9 protein-coding genes are annotated in these 15,360 nt (G+C 56.2%); 6 read left to right on the top strand and 3 right to left on the bottom strand.

Going from position 1 to position 15,360, the window contains the following annotated elements; all coding sequences use genetic code 11:
* Positions 1 to 111: 111 nt before the first annotated feature.
* The 4 genes from J2I48_RS10345 to J2I48_RS10330 all read left to right on the top strand — a co-directional run bounded on the left by J2I48_RS10345 (position 112) and on the right by J2I48_RS10330 (position 6,049).
* Positions 112 to 726 (top strand): WbqC family protein, encoded by a 615-nt coding sequence (locus J2I48_RS10345; RefSeq protein ID WP_229376071.1) that lies wholly within the window; start codon positions 112 to 114, stop codon positions 724 to 726.
* A gap of 187 nt (positions 727 to 913) precedes the next feature.
* Positions 914 to 3,445 carry an ATP-dependent Clp protease ATP-binding subunit gene (locus J2I48_RS10340; RefSeq protein WP_207335357.1) on the top strand — a complete coding sequence of 844 codons (2,532 nt, stop codon included), beginning with the start codon at positions 914 to 916 and terminating at the stop codon, positions 3,443 to 3,445.
* Between the two features lie 246 nt (positions 3,446 to 3,691).
* A complete protein-coding gene (locus J2I48_RS10335; RefSeq protein ID WP_207335356.1) occupies positions 3,692 to 4,723 on the top strand; it encodes a hypothetical protein in 1,032 nt (343 codons plus the stop codon).
* A gap of 120 nt (positions 4,724 to 4,843) precedes the next feature.
* The gene (locus J2I48_RS10330; protein ID WP_207335355.1) at positions 4,844 to 6,049 is read left to right on the top strand and encodes a hypothetical protein; all 1,206 of its coding nucleotides are present in this window, start codon (positions 4,844 to 4,846) and stop codon (positions 6,047 to 6,049) included.
* 1 nt (position 6,050) lies between these two features.
* Here the strand turns inward: J2I48_RS10330 and J2I48_RS10325 are convergent, their stop codons facing one another.
* The 3 genes from J2I48_RS10325 to J2I48_RS10315 form a co-directional block, all read right to left on the bottom strand.
* Complete coding sequence (locus J2I48_RS10325) at positions 6,051 to 6,824, bottom strand: PI-PLC domain-containing protein (protein WP_207335354.1); 774 nt, start codon at positions 6,822 to 6,824, stop codon at positions 6,051 to 6,053.
* 110 nt (positions 6,825 to 6,934) lie between these two features.
* Entirely contained in the window at positions 6,935 to 8,419 is a 1,485-nt protein-coding gene (locus J2I48_RS10320) for a Gfo/Idh/MocA family protein (protein WP_207335353.1), read from the bottom strand.
* Positions 8,420 to 8,597: 178 nt separating this feature from the next.
* Entirely contained in the window at positions 8,598 to 10,448 is a 1,851-nt protein-coding gene (locus tag J2I48_RS10315; protein WP_207335352.1) for a hypothetical protein, read from the bottom strand.
* Positions 10,449 to 10,755: 307 nt separating this feature from the next.
* On the opposite strand from J2I48_RS10315, the gene J2I48_RS10310 reads away from it, so the two are divergent.
* Together J2I48_RS10310 and J2I48_RS10305 are read left to right on the top strand one after the other, a co-directional pair.
* On the top strand, positions 10,756 to 12,324 hold the full coding sequence (locus J2I48_RS10310; protein WP_207335351.1) for an acyl-CoA carboxylase subunit beta: 1,569 nt from the start codon (positions 10,756 to 10,758) through the stop codon (positions 12,322 to 12,324).
* Positions 12,325 to 12,363: 39 nt separating this feature from the next.
* Positions 12,364 to 15,282 (top strand): T9SS type B sorting domain-containing protein, encoded by a 2,919-nt coding sequence (locus tag J2I48_RS10305; protein WP_207335350.1) that lies wholly within the window; start codon positions 12,364 to 12,366, stop codon positions 15,280 to 15,282.
* Positions 15,283 to 15,360: the final 78 nt, after the last annotated feature.

Genomic DNA, 15,360 nt, shown 5'->3' with positions numbered 1-15,360 from the left:
GTTCTTAAAATCGTACTAACGTTACAACCCTCTAGATTAAAATAGGGTCAGTTTTCTTACTTGAATACAAATATTTCGTTACTTGAAAAAAATGAACCTACGCTAAACCCCTTGCCACCAGCCGCTTCACCATCGCTACTGATTGAATTGCATTACCTGCCCTGCATTGCCGTTTTTCAGGGTATGACGCAGGCAACAGAGGTGCTGATCGACGCGCACGAAAACTACCAGAAACAGAGCTACCGCAACCGCTGCTACGTGCTCACAAGCAACCGGATTGACTGCCTCACCGTACCGGTGCTGGGTGGCACTAAAAAACCACCCATCCGCGAGGTTCAGGTCGATTACGCACAACACTGGATCGACCGGCATGTACGCTGTCTACAATCGGCCTACGCCAAAGCCCCGTATTTTGAGTATGTTATGCCCGAAGTGGAGGCCATTTTAAACCGACGTTACCCATTGCTATTTGACCTGAACTGGGCGTTGCTGACATTCTGTCGGACGTGGTTACGGCTCAAAACGCCCGTAAACCTGACAGAATGGTACGTACGAGACCCCCAACCCGGCCTATTTGACGCCCGGGGTAAGGTGCTACCCGCCCAACGGGCCGAAACGGGCCTATTTGGCCCCCAAAGGCCTTATCTGCAAAATTTTGGACCCGAATTTGTACCAAACCTGAGCATACTGGACCTGATGTTTGCGGGAGAAACATTGAGTGAATGAGCGAATTAGTGATTGAGTGAATAGCTTGGAGCGCTTCGCGCCATGTTTCAATAAGAATGCGCGAAGCGCTCCAAGCTATTCACTCAATCACTAATTCGCTCATTCACTCAATGAGCCAGAGCGAACAAACCCAAAATGAAATACGTTAAATCAGTAAGACGCTAATACGACTGAGGACCTAAAGCGAATGGAAGCAAAATTTTCAAACCGCGTGAAAGAAGTCATCTCGCTAAGTCGAGAGGAGGCTTTGCGGCTCGGGCACGACTATATCGGCACCGAACACTTACTGCTTGGCATGATTCGCGAGGGCGAAGGCGTAGCGGTGGGGCTGCTTAAAAAACTGTCGATCTCACTCGACGAACTGCGCATCACCATCGAACAAGCCACGAAAGGAACCGCAACAAACAACGTCAAGAATCTGGCGAATATCCCCCTGACCCGTCAGTCGGAGAAAACCCTGAAGATTACGTATCTGGAAGCGAAGATTTTCAAAAGCCCGCTAATCGGCACGGAACACCTGCTGTTGTCGATTCTGCGTGACGAAGACAACGTCGCCACCCAGATTCTGCATAAGTTCAACGTTAACTACGAAGTCATTAAGGAAATGCTGGAATACCAATCAACCGGAAGCAAACCCACCATGGCCCACGATACCGACGATGACGACGACGCCGCCCGCGGCATGTTTGGCAACGCCGGTGGGGGCAATCAGGGTAAAGACAAAGGCTCGGAAAAATCGCGTACGCCTGTGCTCGATAACTTCGGCCGTGACTTGACCAAACTAGCCGAACTGGGTAAACTGGACCCTATTGTGGGTCGTGAAAAAGAGATCGAACGCGTGGCCCAGATCCTGAGCCGCCGCAAGAAAAACAACCCGATCCTGATCGGCGAACCGGGCGTTGGTAAAACGGCCATTGCTGAAGGATTGGCGCTGCGGATCGTGCAGAAGAAAGTGTCGCGGGTGCTGTTTGGTAAGCGCGTCGTTACGCTCGATTTAGCCTCTCTGGTGGCTGGTACCAAGTACCGTGGTCAGTTTGAAGAGCGTATGAAGGCCGTGATGAACGAGCTGGAAAAATCGCCCGAAGTGATTCTGTTCATCGACGAGTTGCACACTATCGTGGGCGCTGGCGGTGCATCGGGTTCGCTCGACGCCTCGAACATGTTCAAGCCGGCCCTGGCCCGTGGTGACATTCAATGCATTGGTGCCACCACGCTGGATGAGTACCGTCAGTACATCGAAAAAGATGGTGCCCTGGCCCGTCGTTTCCAGATGGTGATGGTCGATGCCACCTCGATTGACGAAACCATCGAGATTCTGAACAATATCAAAGATAAGTACGAGGAGCACCACCACGTCACCTACACGAAAGAGGCTATCGAAGCCGCCGTGAAGCTGTCGGAGCGGTACATCAGCGACCGTTTCCTGCCCGATAAAGCCATCGACGTGATGGACGAAGTGGGTGCCCGCGTACACATCAGCAACATCACTGTTCCTGAAGACATTCTCCGCCTCGAAGAGTCGATTGAGAACATCAAGAAGGAGAAAAACCAGGTGGTGAAAAGCCAGAAATACGAAGAGGCGGCTCAGTTGCGCGACAAAGAAAAGCGTCTGATTGATCAGCTCGACCGTGCCAAACTGGCTTGGGAAGAAGACACCAAGAAACGCCGCTATACCGTAAACGAAGAAAGCGTAGCCGAGGTAGTGGCTATGATGACGGGTATTCCGGTCACGAGCGTATCGAACGACGAAGGCAAGAAACTCGTCAACATGGGTGAGGAACTGAAAGGTAAAGTGATTGGGCAGGCCTCGGCTATCGAGAAGCTGGTCAAGGCAATTCAGCGCACCCGCGTTGGCTTGAAAGATCCCAAGAAACCCATCGGTTCGTTTATCTTCCTCGGCCCCACGGGCGTTGGTAAGACCGAGCTAGCCAAGGTGCTGGCCACGTATTTGTTCGACAAAGACGACGCCTTGGTACGCATCGACATGAGCGAATACATGGAGAAATTCAGCGTATCGCGGCTGGTTGGTGCCCCTCCGGGCTACGTGGGTTACGAAGAGGGTGGTCAGCTGACGGAGAAAATCCGCCGCAAGCCCTACTCGGTGGTCCTGCTCGATGAGATTGAAAAAGCCCACCCCGACGTTTTCAACATCCTGTTGCAGGTGCTCGACGATGGTATCCTGACCGATGGTTTGGGTCGCCGGGTTGACTTCCGTAACACGATCATCATCATGACCTCCAACATTGGGGTGCGTGACTTGAAAGACTTCGGCGCGGGTATTGGTTTTGCCTCGAAAAAGAGCACTGAGAACCAGGACGACCTGATGAAGTCAACGATTCAGAATGCCCTGCGGAAAGCGTTCTCGCCGGAGTTCCTGAACCGTCTCGACGACGTGATCGTGTTCAACTCGTTGCAGCGCGAAGATATCCACCTCATCATCGACCTGATGCTGGGCAAGTTGCTGGGCCGCGTTACTAACTTGGGCTATGCCGTAGAACTCACTGAGAAGGCGAAAGACTTCCTGGCCGAGAAAGGCTACGACCCGCAGTATGGCGCCCGTCCGTTAAGCCGTGCCATTCAGCGCTATCTCGAAGACCCAGTGGCCGAAGAGATCCTAAAAGGCGAACTCAAAGAAGGCGACGTGCTTCTGGCCGACTATGGCGGCGAAGGCGAAACCCTTCAGATCACGGTGAAAAAGCCCGAAGCTGTAGTGGAGTAAGCCCGACTGTTTCCCGTAGCATAAACAAGCCCCGGCAAGTGTAATCACTTGCCGGGGCTTTTCGTTGTGTCTGAAACAACAACGACGATGGCTACACAACTACGTTTTTTGGGCTTGTTGGTTTTGGTCAGTCAAGTAGCAGTAGCACAGACCGAACGCGGTGTAACCTGGTGGTCGGGCGGAGTAGTTACAAGCACTGGCAATACGGCACTATTTCAAGATGTTGCTGAGCAAAAAACACTCAATTTGTCTTTCACGCAGGGTACGTTTGTACGCAACAACCTGTTGGTAGGGGCCGATCTGCGCTACAACCGTGACCGCGACATAAAACGTCGCGGTTTTAACTTCGATGCCGTCACCGATAGCCGTACTGGTGCCTTGTCGGTTGTGCCGTTTGTGCGGCACTTTTGGGGAAAACAAACGCTACGGGGATACATAGGCGGGGGCTTGTCGGTCGCTTACAGCCAAAACCGGGTGTTCTCGTCCAATACGTTTTCGCGCGGATCGGAGAACCGAACCACTAACTGGCAGGTGTCGCCCGAGGTGCAGGCGGGACTTCTGTATAGCATCACGCCCCGCTGGGGGCTTGACTTGAACACCCGGTCTAGTGTGATTCCACTGGTGTTAGGCAACCTGAATTTGGGTTTGGTAGTGCTCACGGGCGTGAAGACTCGTACTCGCCCCGAACCACGGCGTACCCCTAACCAATTGCTTACCGGCAACTGGCTGGTGGGCGGGTCATTTTCGGTAAGTAGCCAGCAGCGTAAGCTCATATCAGCCCAGGAACAGGTGCAGGTTGTACAGACCCAGACTACGCAGGTAGTGAACTTGCGACCCAGCTTCGGGTACATGCCCGGTGGCCGTTGGGTAGTGGGCGTGGCTATTCCGATACGTAATCAGACCATCACCAACGAATTTCTGCGGTCGGCGCGGGCTAACAGTGGGAGCGGGGCCGACGTGACCACCAAGGGTATCGGCCTGGAACCGTTTGTGAAAAAGTATCTTTTGCAAAGCCGTTTTGGGCCTTATGTGGGCGCACAGGGTGGCTGGATTACCGAGCGCACAGTAGGCAGCGCAGGCGGGGCTACCACGCGCTACAACCTGCGTGTGAGCGGCGGGTTGGCTTATATGCTGGGTCAGCGGTTTATTGCCGAAGCCGAACTGGCCAGCCTGGGCCACGAGTGGTCAAGCATGACGGTAACAAACGAAGACCGTAGTCAAACCGATGTTGCCCTCACCCTACGCCCGGCTCTGTCGCTGACTTATGTGTTTTTATAGCCCTGTTGTTCAGGCTGTTGGTGAGTGACCAAAAGTATTTCGTTAACATAGATTAACAACGGAGCAATAAGCACATCCGGTGAGTTTGGTAGCTTTGACGAGTTACTAAACTCACTATTTATGACATATGCTTCTCTATTTCTGGCCGGTAGCTTACTGACGTTAACGGCTACTGCACAAACCCGAAAGGGCCAGACAATCACCTCCGGCGAATTTGGTCTGTCTCACCAATGGGGCAGCACAACTGGCGCGGGGACCTCGCAGCCACTTTCTATTAGTGGCTACAACACGAACCTGAACGTCACCCTAAACCGAGGTTTGTTTGTGCGCGACAACTGGCTGGTTGGTGCTGCTGTTGGCGTAGGTCAATCTTGGCAGGGGACCGACGTAAGGTACAATCAGCAGGCTCAATTCACCTACCTTGGTCGTCAAAGCAATCTGTTGCTGAGGGGATATATACGCCGGTACTGGCCCGTGATTGATCGGCTGTTTGTATATGCCGGTGGGGGCCTACAGGTCACCTATGCACTCAACAAAAGCCAGCAAACCACCACGTCGTCTGGTCAGACTGCGGTATCAGCCAACGCAAGTGAGCGGGCAACCTGGTCTGTTGATCCACTGGTAAGCGTGGGTTTGCTCTATGCGGTGTCTGACCGGTTTGGTCTTGAGGCCGGAATTCGTAGCAACGGGCTGCCCATTGGGGTCGGCACAGCCAGTTTTGGCGTGAATGTATTGACCGGACGGGGCGGCGGGGCGCAGGCCGAAGGCATTACGGCCCTTCAGACACAGGCGGGCCGCTGGTTGCTGGGCGCAGCCCTAAGCGCATCGGGAAACACGAGCCAGTATGGAGGTGCAACTGTTGAAAAAAGCGACACGCGCTATACCGTGAGTAGCCTTGAGTTATCGGCTGGGTGCTTCGTTCGGGATAACGCCGTGCTGGGGCTTGCCTTGCGGGGCAGCACTACGGCCACCACCAACAATCTTTCGGCCACCACCAATCACGTTACGACATATGGCATTGCACCGTTTGTGCGACTGTATAACGGCCAAACCCGGCTGCGTCTTTTTGTGGAAGGGGGTGTTGAATTCAGCAGCACCATTCAGTCGGTAAACCGGGCGCTGGACCAACATCAATTGGGTGCTCAGGCCAGCGTAGGCATTGCCTACATGCTGGGGCAGCGCTTCATTGTGCAGTCAACGCTGGCCACGCTTTATGGCCGTTACCAGTGGTATCCGAAACCGCAAGACGCACTTAGCACCGACACGTATACCGTAGGCCTAACGGGCAGTACCTTATCAAATCTGTCGGTAGCGTACTCATTTTAAGCTACTTAACTGCCGCTGTGCATTCAGCCACTTTATCGGTATTGATTACGTCAACACCTAGTTTACGAAGCTGTTTCCAGGCTACGGGGTTGTCGGGGGCGTTCCAGAAGCGGATGGGGCAACCGGCTTCGTGCGCCCGTTTGATGATCCGCTTCAGCTTAGCCTTGTCATCGTCGGGTAGTTCGCCGGTGCCATCCCAGCGGGCATAGGAGCGGAAATTATCGGAAATCAGGGCCACGCGCTTCACCGTTTCGTCGTCATATAGTTCGCTGGGACGACCGTCGAAGGTGAAAAAGAGAGGGTAGTCGAGCAATTGTTCGGGGCGGGGGCGATTGCCGCTGATGATAATGCGGATGGCCGTCGGCGAGAAGTTCCGGTTAAAGACCATCAGGTTCTTTTCCAGCAGAGTGCGTAAAATGGGCAATACATCGTCTACCTTGTCTTTTACGTCAATTGAGAGGCTGAATGTATAGCGCCGGTCGGGGCTAACGCGGTCTTTATACCGGGTAAACAGGGCTACAATGGGAGTCAGGTACGTGTTCTCTAGGGTACGTTTGGCCGTGTCGGCCTCAGCAGGGGTATGGGCCAGTACCAACTGACCATTTCGCACAAACACGTCAGCTTCGATATAATCCGCCCGCTGGGCAATGGCCGCCGTTAGTGGCTGCGGTTTTTCGTAATCGTTATGCGCAAACACCTGCGGCTGGGCTGCAGCAACGTGTGAATGAGCGAATGAGTGAATGAGTGAATAAATCAGCAGAAGCAGGTGGCGCATATAAAAGAGAATGATTTACGAAGTACGATTTACGATTTTTGCTGACGCCAGCGCAGATTTACTTTGGCGTCAGCAAAAATCGTAAATCGTACTTCGTACATCGCAAATGATTACGCCAGCTTCCAGCCCTCGCGGTATTGGCGCGAGACGAATTGATTGGCTTCGTCGAAGTTGGTGATTTTCATGTTCTTACCGTCCCAGAGCAGTTTTTTCCGACCGGCGTAGTTGAAATTTCGTCCATCAGCTTTAGCCGAACGCAGGTTGTAGCTTCGAATGGCCAGGTTGCCCATCAGCACCGACTCGGTGAGGGGACCGGCAAAATCGAACGACGACGTGAGGGCTTTGTGCTCTTTGCTGTTGAAACCCGCTTTGCAGGCTTCGGTCCACAGCACCTGATGTCCCCATTCGGGCGTGGTTTTGTTTTGGGGCGTACTCTGCTCGGCGGTCAGGCTGTAAACGGGGCCGCTGCCTTTGGTGTATAACTTGGCCGACATGCCGTATAGCCCGCAGGTGATGATGCCCTTGTCGCCAATCATGATTACGCCGCCATCATCGCCACCCATGGGCGCGTCGGGGGGCAGCTGTTCGGGGCGAAACGGGCGGATACCCCCGTCGGCCCAGGTCATTTTAATAGGGGCTTTGTTTTTGGCCGTGGCTGGAAACGTCATCTCCACCTGCGACGAGGGCGGGCAACCTTCGGGCACGTAGTTGGCCACCCAGTCTTTTTCAAAGATTGTTCCCGTGCTGCATTCCACGTCGGAAGGGGAACCGAGACCTAGCACCCGGAAGGGCATGTCCATGATATGGCAGCCAATATCGCCAAGGGCACCGGCCCCAAAATTCCACCAGCCGCGCCACTTAAACGGGTGATAAAGTGGCGAATAGCCCACGGGCGTGGCGGGTCCGATCCAGGTATCCCAGTCAATATCGGCGGGGGCGGCGGCTTCGGTAGTGGGCGGGTTGAACCCCTGTGGCCACACGGGGCGGTTGGTCCAGAGGTGAACGGTGTGCACCGTGCCAATCTGCCCTTTATCGTACCATTCTACCATTTTGAGCTGGTCGGGATTCGACGCGCCCTGGTTGCCCATCTGCGTGACCACCTTATGCTTGCGGGCACCTTCGGTGAGCATCCGGGCTTCGTGGATATTGTGCGTCAGGGGTTTTTGTACATAGACATGTTTGCCCAATTGCATGGCGGCCATGGCCACTACGGCATGGGAGTGATCGGCGGTAGAGACCGTCACGGCGTCGATATTCTTGCCTTCTTTGTCCAGCATCTGCCGGAAATCTTTATACTTGGCAGCGTTGGGATGCTTATCGAAGTTGGCTTTGGTACGGCTGCTCCAGTCAATATCGCAGAGGGCCACCATATTGTTGGCGCCGTTGTTAAAGGCGTTGTTGGTGTCGGAAAATCCTTTACCGGCAATGCCCACGCCCGCAATGTTGAGCTTGTCTGAGGGGGCAATGAAGCCTTTGCCCAGTACGTGACGGGGCACAATAAAAAACGAACCGGCAGCGGCCAATGCCCCGGTTTGTAAAAACTGCCGCCGCGAGGGCTGGGGCGACGCGTCGGTCGGTTGTTTGGTCTGACTCATAAATCAGCGTTGTTGAGATCGGTTGACACTTCGTTTGTTCTGAAACGAAAGGCACAAGCGCGACTACCTTACCTGATATGGCCCGTAAATTCATGCTCCCCCGCCCGTAATGACAACGCAGGCAGGGTAGTCTGGCCTAGACCGCCCTGCCTGCGTTGGGTATAAACCGGGGTAATCGTTACGACTTGCAGAAGGCAATATGGTCTTCTACATAGGCGTTGGGTAGCCGCCCACCACCCGACGTGAGGCGTAGGTTCGCTACTATATGAATCACGTAAGCGCAGGGCTGCATGGCCGACGTGTTGAACGCCTGAGACCCGATTTTTTCGTCGGTGGCAATGGGTGCCGAAAACGTCGGTGGGAGTGGGGCGTTGCCTTCAAACGAAATCGAGATGTCTTCCAGAAATGGATGCACCACCGAATAGGTAGCCGTGAGTGCGTTGCCAATCTCGTTGCAACCGACCCCCTGGGCGGTTGTTTCCGCAATTTCGAGCATTCCGACGCCGATTTTAGCCCGGTCGCCGCCCGCCCAGGATGGATGCACCCGCTGGAGGTAGCTGACGTTGGTGAGCACGATCCTGGGTAGTACAGTTGAATAGGCTACGGTGCTACTGCCCACCTCGCGGGCCTCGAACGTGATCTGGAACGTATGCACCCCCGCCTTGTGCGCCGCGCCAAACGGTTGCCCGGCCACGTAGACCGGCGCGGGGTTGGTGAGGTCGAACAGGGGTGCGGTGGGGTAGGCCTCGTGGATGCCGAATCCGGTTTCCATCAGCGCCACGGTATTCAGCGACCCCAGCAACGTGCCAGCGTTGAACTGCCCCACAGCCCCGAACAGGTCGTTTTCGCGGGGTACGCGAATCCACCCCTGTGGGCCAATGACCACATTGTGCGTGGCCCCCGCGCTGTTGACCATGTAAGGGTCGTTGCTGTAGGAGAAAGGTGAAAAGCGAAGCTTGGCCAGCGTACCCAGCTGAAAGCCGTCGAGGTAGTTGGCGTCGGCAATAATTTCGACCGACGACGCCAGGTTTTTCACCTTAAATCGGTACTCCATGGCGTTGGAGGCCGCACCGCCGGGTACGATGCCCACCAGCGGAATGCTGCCCGTGAAGGCGTTTTTCTGCGCGTCGTTGGTGAAGCCCTGCCCGTCGAAGCCTCCGGCGATGGCGTAAATGCCCACGTGTGTAAACAGGGCTGGTACATAGGTATTGGGTACGTCGGGACGTTTTACGCAGAAATCGATGCAGAAGCAGTTGGCGGCATTTTCGCGCCCCGGCTCATGGCCTTTGCTGCGGGGTTCCTGCAACAGCACCTGCCCGCTTCCGGTGGTGATCTTAAAATACAGATCGGGTCCGGCGGGCCATTCCACGTTGAGCCAGTTGAAAATGGTTTTGCTAAACGCGGCCTCCGAATAATAAAGCACAAAATGGCCCGTGGCGTTGGTGGTGGCCGTGCCGAGGGCATCGTCTTGGAGTAGATCCACGTCGAAAGCCGACACTTTCAGGCCAGCCAGGGGTGTTCTGGTCTCGCAGTCGGTCACCTGCCCGCAGATCACGTAGGCCCCGAAACGGGCGCGGATGGGGCACCACCATTTGGCAGGAATGGCAAACTCCCAGGCGTAGGTTAACTGGTTGTCCTGGGCCTGCCGCCACTGAGGTTGCAGTGTGGTAACGCTAAACTGAAACCGAAGTCCCTCGCGGTGTTTTGGCGGGAAATGATAGGGCACGTCATCGACCAGGAAATCAATGTCGAAGGCTTCGCCCCGGTACCCGTTTTTCTCGGAAAGGTCAATACTGAAATTGCCCCCTTCGTCGGTTCGGGCTTCGGCCAGCAGCAGTTTGCCTTTTGCCTCGACATCGGCCACCGACAGCTCGTGGAAGGTGTCTTTGGCGTTAGCTACAGCCAGCTCGGTTACCCGCTGGTCTGACGATGTTTTGTAAAGGCGGACTAGCAGTCCCGACCCATTTTCCTGGCAATGGTTACAGAGGTAGCCGTGCAGACTACCTCTGAACTGATACGATGTGGACATACAATTGATGGTTTGGTGTGGATTGCCCTCGACGGTAAGTCGGGGATTGAGTTAGCAAAGTAAGCGAGCTGGTAATACTCCTTTTAGCGCATAACCACCTGATTAACAGTTGCCCGATACTTAATTTCGATGGGCCGTAGTTCTGCCCGCAACGGGCGTAGTTTGCCTGTTCGGCATCGGGTAATTGTCCGCAGGGGTGGGCGTGCATAGCGTTGGTAAGTGCCTTATTGCAGCCAGATTGCCCTATTTATTGTTATGGTTCTACTCTATTTTTGTCCAAACCCTCTTCTGCTTGTCAACTGCCTACATGGAGTCATCACCTGCCACGAAAATCGCCGATACCCTTGCCCGTAAAAATGCCGAAGCCCTGCTGGGCGGTGGCCAAAAACGTATTGATGCCCAACATGCTAAAGGGAAACTGACCGCCCGCGAACGCATCGCCCTGCTGGTCGACGATGGGTCATTTGAGGAGATTGGTAAGTTTGTCATGCACCGCACCAAAGATTTCGGGCTGGACAAAGAGCACTACCTCGGCGACGGCGTGGTCACGGGCTATGGCACTATAGAGGGGCGGCTGGTATATGTATTTGCGCAGGATTTCACGGTCTTCGGCGGGGCACTCTCAGAGACTCACGCCGAAAAGATCTGCAAGCTCATGGACCTGGCCATGCAGAATGGTGCGCCCGTTATTGGCCTGAATGATTCAGGTGGAGCGCGCATTCAGGAGGGGGTGCTCTCGCTGGCGGGCTACGCCGATATTTTCTACCGCAACACCCGTGCGTCAGGCGTTATTCCGCAGCTATCGGCCATCATGGGTCCGTGCGCGGGTGGGGCCGTGTACAGTCCGGCTATTACGGATTTTATCTTCATGGTGGAACAGACAAGCTACATGTTTGTGACAGGTCCCAACGTGGTGAAGACCGTGACGCACGAAGAAGTGACTGCCGAAGAACTGGGTGGGGCCAGCACTCACAGCACCAAATCGGGCGTGACGCACTTTGCGTGCGCCAACGAACTGGCTTGTATTCAGCACATTAAGCAGCTGCTGAGCTATATTCCGCAGAACTGCGAAGACCAGCCGCCCATGCTCCCCTACGATCAACCCAACGGCATGGAAGGCGAACGCAGGCCCGCACTCAACAGCATCATCCCCGACAACCCGAACCAGCCCTACGACATGCGCGAGGTGATCGACGCCATCGTGGACGTGAATTCGTTTCTGGAAGTGCACAAGAACTTTGCCGAAAACATCGTGGTGGGTTTTGCCCGCATTGGGGGGCGGAGTATCGGCGTAGTGGGCAACCAGCCGGCGGTATTGGCGGGGGTGCTCGACATTCAGGCCAGCACCAAGGCGGCCCGGTTTGTGCGCTTCTGCGACTGTTTCAACGTGCCCCTGCTGGTGCTGGAAGACGTACCCGGTTTTTTGCCCGGCACCGATCAGGAGTGGAACGGCATCATCACCAACGGGGCCAAGCTGCTCTACGCCTTTTGTGAAGCCACCGTGCCACGCGTCACCGTCATTACGCGTAAGGCCTATGGCGGGGCCTACGACGTAATGAACTCCAAGCACATTGGGGCCGACATGAACTACGCCTGGCCCGGTGCCGAAATTGCGGTGATGGGTGCCAGCGGTGCCGCCGAGATTATTTTCAAACGCGAGATTGCCGAGGCCGAAGACCCGCAGGCCAAGTTGCAGGAGAAAGTGCAGGAATACACCCAGAAGTTTGCCAACCCCTACCGCGCCGCCCACCGGGGCTACATCGACGAGGTAATCTACCCCGAAGAGACCCGCCAGAAACTGATGCGGGCGTTTCAGATGCTGGAAAATAAAGTGGCCACGCTCCCCCGGAAGAAACACGGCAACATACCGTTGTAACGGCCAAAAACGTTGATACTATAAACACTCCCCCATATTATGAGATCGAGTTATACCGGCTGGCTACTGGCTTTACTGCTGGGCATTGGATCACTGGTACCCACGGCGGTGCAGGCTACCCACGTGCGGGCGGGCGAGATCACCACAAAACGGATTTCCAATACCTCGCTCACCTACGAAATTACGCTCACAGCCTACTATGACGAAATAAAAGGCCGTGATGCCGCACGTGATGCCAACCAGGTGCTTTTTTGCCTGGGTGACGGGGTACAGCGGCAAGTAGACAGGGTATCTATCAGGCAATTGGGCCGGGGTACGTCCATCAACACTTATAAGACAACGTATACTTATGGTGGACAAGGTACCTATAACATTTCGGCGAGGATTATCAACCGCAATGACCAGACCCGGAATATCAACGGCGGGCAGTCGCTGGAGATCAACTTTTTTGTCACGACTATCATTTCGGTCATTCCCACTTTAGGATTAAACAGTACGCCCGTGCTGCTAAATCCGCCTGTCGATTCGGCCCGGATTGGCCAGAAATACTGCCATAACCCCGCCGCCTATGACATTGATGGCGACTCGCTGTCCTATCGAATAGCCACGCCTCAGCAGTCCAACGGCAATGATAACGAAGCCACGGCCTGCCAGTCGTTTCCTGTCACGCGCTATCAGCTGCCCAACTTGGTTATTCCGCCGGGTAAGACTGAAGCAGGTGGCTCCGGGGCTACGTTTACGGTAAACCCCCGCACGGGCGACGTATGCTGGGATTCGCCCGCCGAAGCGGGTCAGTATAACTATGCCTTTGTGATCCAGGAATGGCGGGACGGTGTGCTCATTGGCGAAATTACCCGCGACGTGCAGGTGATCGTGATTGACGGACCCAACAAACGCCCCCTCATTGACCCCATTGCCGATATCTGCGCCGAAGCCGGTACGCTCATCACCCAGAATGTCCGCGTGACAGACCCCGATGGCAACAGAGTGCTGACAGAGGGCTACGGTGGTCCGTTCAACCTCACCGCCGACCGTGTTGCTTATTCGCCCCCGCTGCTACCGCCTGCTTTCGCTACCATCACACCGGGCGGACTTATTGCTCAGGCCAGCCCGGCCAACAGTACGTTTAGCTGGCAAACCAGTTGCCCACAGTTGCGGGATGAGGCCTATCTGATTACGATCAAAGCCACCGACCTGCCAGCCAACCGAGCCGTGGCGCTAAACTCATACCAGAGTTTTCAGATTCAACTGATTGGGCCAAAACCGCAAAATCTGACCGCCCAGGCTGTTTCTCCAGCCACCGGGGGCAGCCGCGCCATCCGCCTTAACTGGTCGGCTTATAACTGCTTGCCTCCCCCAGTCTCAGGCTCGAATGACACGCCAAAGATGCTGGTTTACCGGAAAGAGGGCTGTAACAACGCCGAACCACCGCCCTGCTTCACGGGCATCCTGCCGGGCTATACCCGCATTACTATCCTGCCCATCAACACGACCACCTACACCGACACCAGCAGCAGCTTGCGGCGGGGGGTGAGCTATTCCTATCGCATTGTGGCGCAGTACCCCTTACCCACGGGCGGGCAGAGCGTGGTCTCGTTGCAAGCCTGCGTGAGCCTGCCCCAGACCGCCCCCGTGCTGAGCCAGGTCACCGTCGATAGCACCGGTGGTGCTACCGGGCCGGGCCGGGGAGTAATCACCGTGCGCTGGACGCGGCCGCTTGGTCTCAACGCCGGCGACGGTGGTGGTCCCTACCAGTACCGCCTGCTACGGGCACCGGGCCTGGCGGGCACGGCCTTCACCCAGGTTACGGCCATCAACACCACCCTGGCACCGGGCGTAGTAGACACCGTCTTTGTGGACCGGGGCGTAGCCACGGCCACCACCGACTACCGCTACCGGCTGGATTTCTACACCACCGTCAACGGACAGCTCACGCCGCTGGATGCCGCCGAACCAGCCTCGAGCGTACGGCTGGCGGCGCTGGGAGGCCTCAACCAGATCACGCTCAACTGGCAGACCAACACGCCCTGGAGTAACGACAGCCCCACCCGAATCTTCCGCTCGCGGCGGGGGCAGGCCGGATCCTTCAACGCCATCGCTGACGTAGCGCCCGGCACCCTGAACTACGTAGACACGGGGGCCGACCTGCTGGCCTTCGACGGGGTGACCGCTGGTACCCTCTCTGCCGACAGCAGCTACTGCTACCGGGTGCAGACCGTGGGCCAATATGCCGATCTGAGCCTGCGAGCCAGAACCGGCAGCATCCGCAACTTCTCGCCCATCCAGTGCGCCGCCCCCGGCGACACCACCCGCCCCTGCCCCCCCGCCCTCACCCTGGACCTCTTGAACTGCGCCAGTCTGGCCCCCACCGCCTTCTGCAACCAGACCAGCTTTGCCAACAAGCTCACCTGGACCTACCCCGCCACCGCCGGGGGCAAGGCCTGTGACCAGCGCATCGCCAAATACAACATCTACTACGCTCGCTATCAGGGTGATAGCCTGCGGCTTATCGCCACCGTGGCCGCCCCCACCCTCACCTTCCTGCATCAGAACCTAACGAGTGTAGCCGGTTGCTACTACGTGACGGCGGTGAGCCTGCGGGGCATCGAGAGTCTGGCCAGCAACATCGTCTGCAAGGACATCTGCCCCAACTACGCCCTGCCCAACACGTTTACGCCCAACGGCGACGGCAAGAACGACGTGTTTGTGGCCCTGGCCTGTCCCAGCTTTGTGGAGAGCGTGGGCTTTGTGGTCTACAACCGCTGGGGGGCCAAGGTCTACGAGTCGAGCGGGCCGGTGCTAAGCTGGGACGGTCGGAGCAGCAACGGGGGGGTGCTGCCCGGGGGCGTGTACTTCTACGAGGCGCGGGTAGTGTATGCGGGGCTGGTGCGGGGCGGTCCCGTGCAGGTGCTCAAGGGCAGCATCCTCTTGATCCGGGATGCCCAGGCCATGCGGTAGTAAGGTAGTTTAAGGTCTAAAGTCCAAGGTCCAAGGTTGCTTCGCGCTCTAGTATAAGCTGAGCGCGAAGCAACCTTG

This window comes from Fibrella aquatilis, assembly GCF_017353255.1.
GTDB classification, from domain to species: Bacteria; Bacteroidota; Bacteroidia; order Cytophagales; family Spirosomataceae; genus Fibrella; species Fibrella aquatilis.
Note: the sequence above shows the minus strand (reverse complement) of the source record. Positions and strands in the feature narration are given on the sequence as shown.

What these genes read in the sequence shown, in the direction of transcription:
- J2I48_RS10320 (WP_207335353.1), bottom strand. Translation starts at nt 8,419, where the DNA reads ATGAGTCAGACCAAACAACCGACCGACGCGTCGCCCCAGCCCTCGCGG.
- J2I48_RS10340 (WP_207335357.1), top strand. Translation starts at nt 914, where the DNA reads ATGGAAGCAAAATTTTCAAACCGCGTGAAAGAAGTCATCTCGCTAAGT.
- J2I48_RS10310 (WP_207335351.1), top strand. Translation starts at nt 10,756, where the DNA reads ATGGAGTCATCACCTGCCACGAAAATCGCCGATACCCTTGCCCGTAAA.
- J2I48_RS10305 (WP_207335350.1), top strand. Translation starts at nt 12,364, where the DNA reads ATGAGATCGAGTTATACCGGCTGGCTACTGGCTTTACTGCTGGGCATT.
- J2I48_RS10330 (WP_207335355.1), top strand. Translation starts at nt 4,844, where the DNA reads ATGACATATGCTTCTCTATTTCTGGCCGGTAGCTTACTGACGTTAACG.
- J2I48_RS10325 (WP_207335354.1), bottom strand. Translation starts at nt 6,824, where the DNA reads ATGCGCCACCTGCTTCTGCTGATTTATTCACTCATTCACTCATTCGCT.
- J2I48_RS10315 (WP_207335352.1), bottom strand. Translation starts at nt 10,448, where the DNA reads ATGTCCACATCGTATCAGTTCAGAGGTAGTCTGCACGGCTACCTCTGT.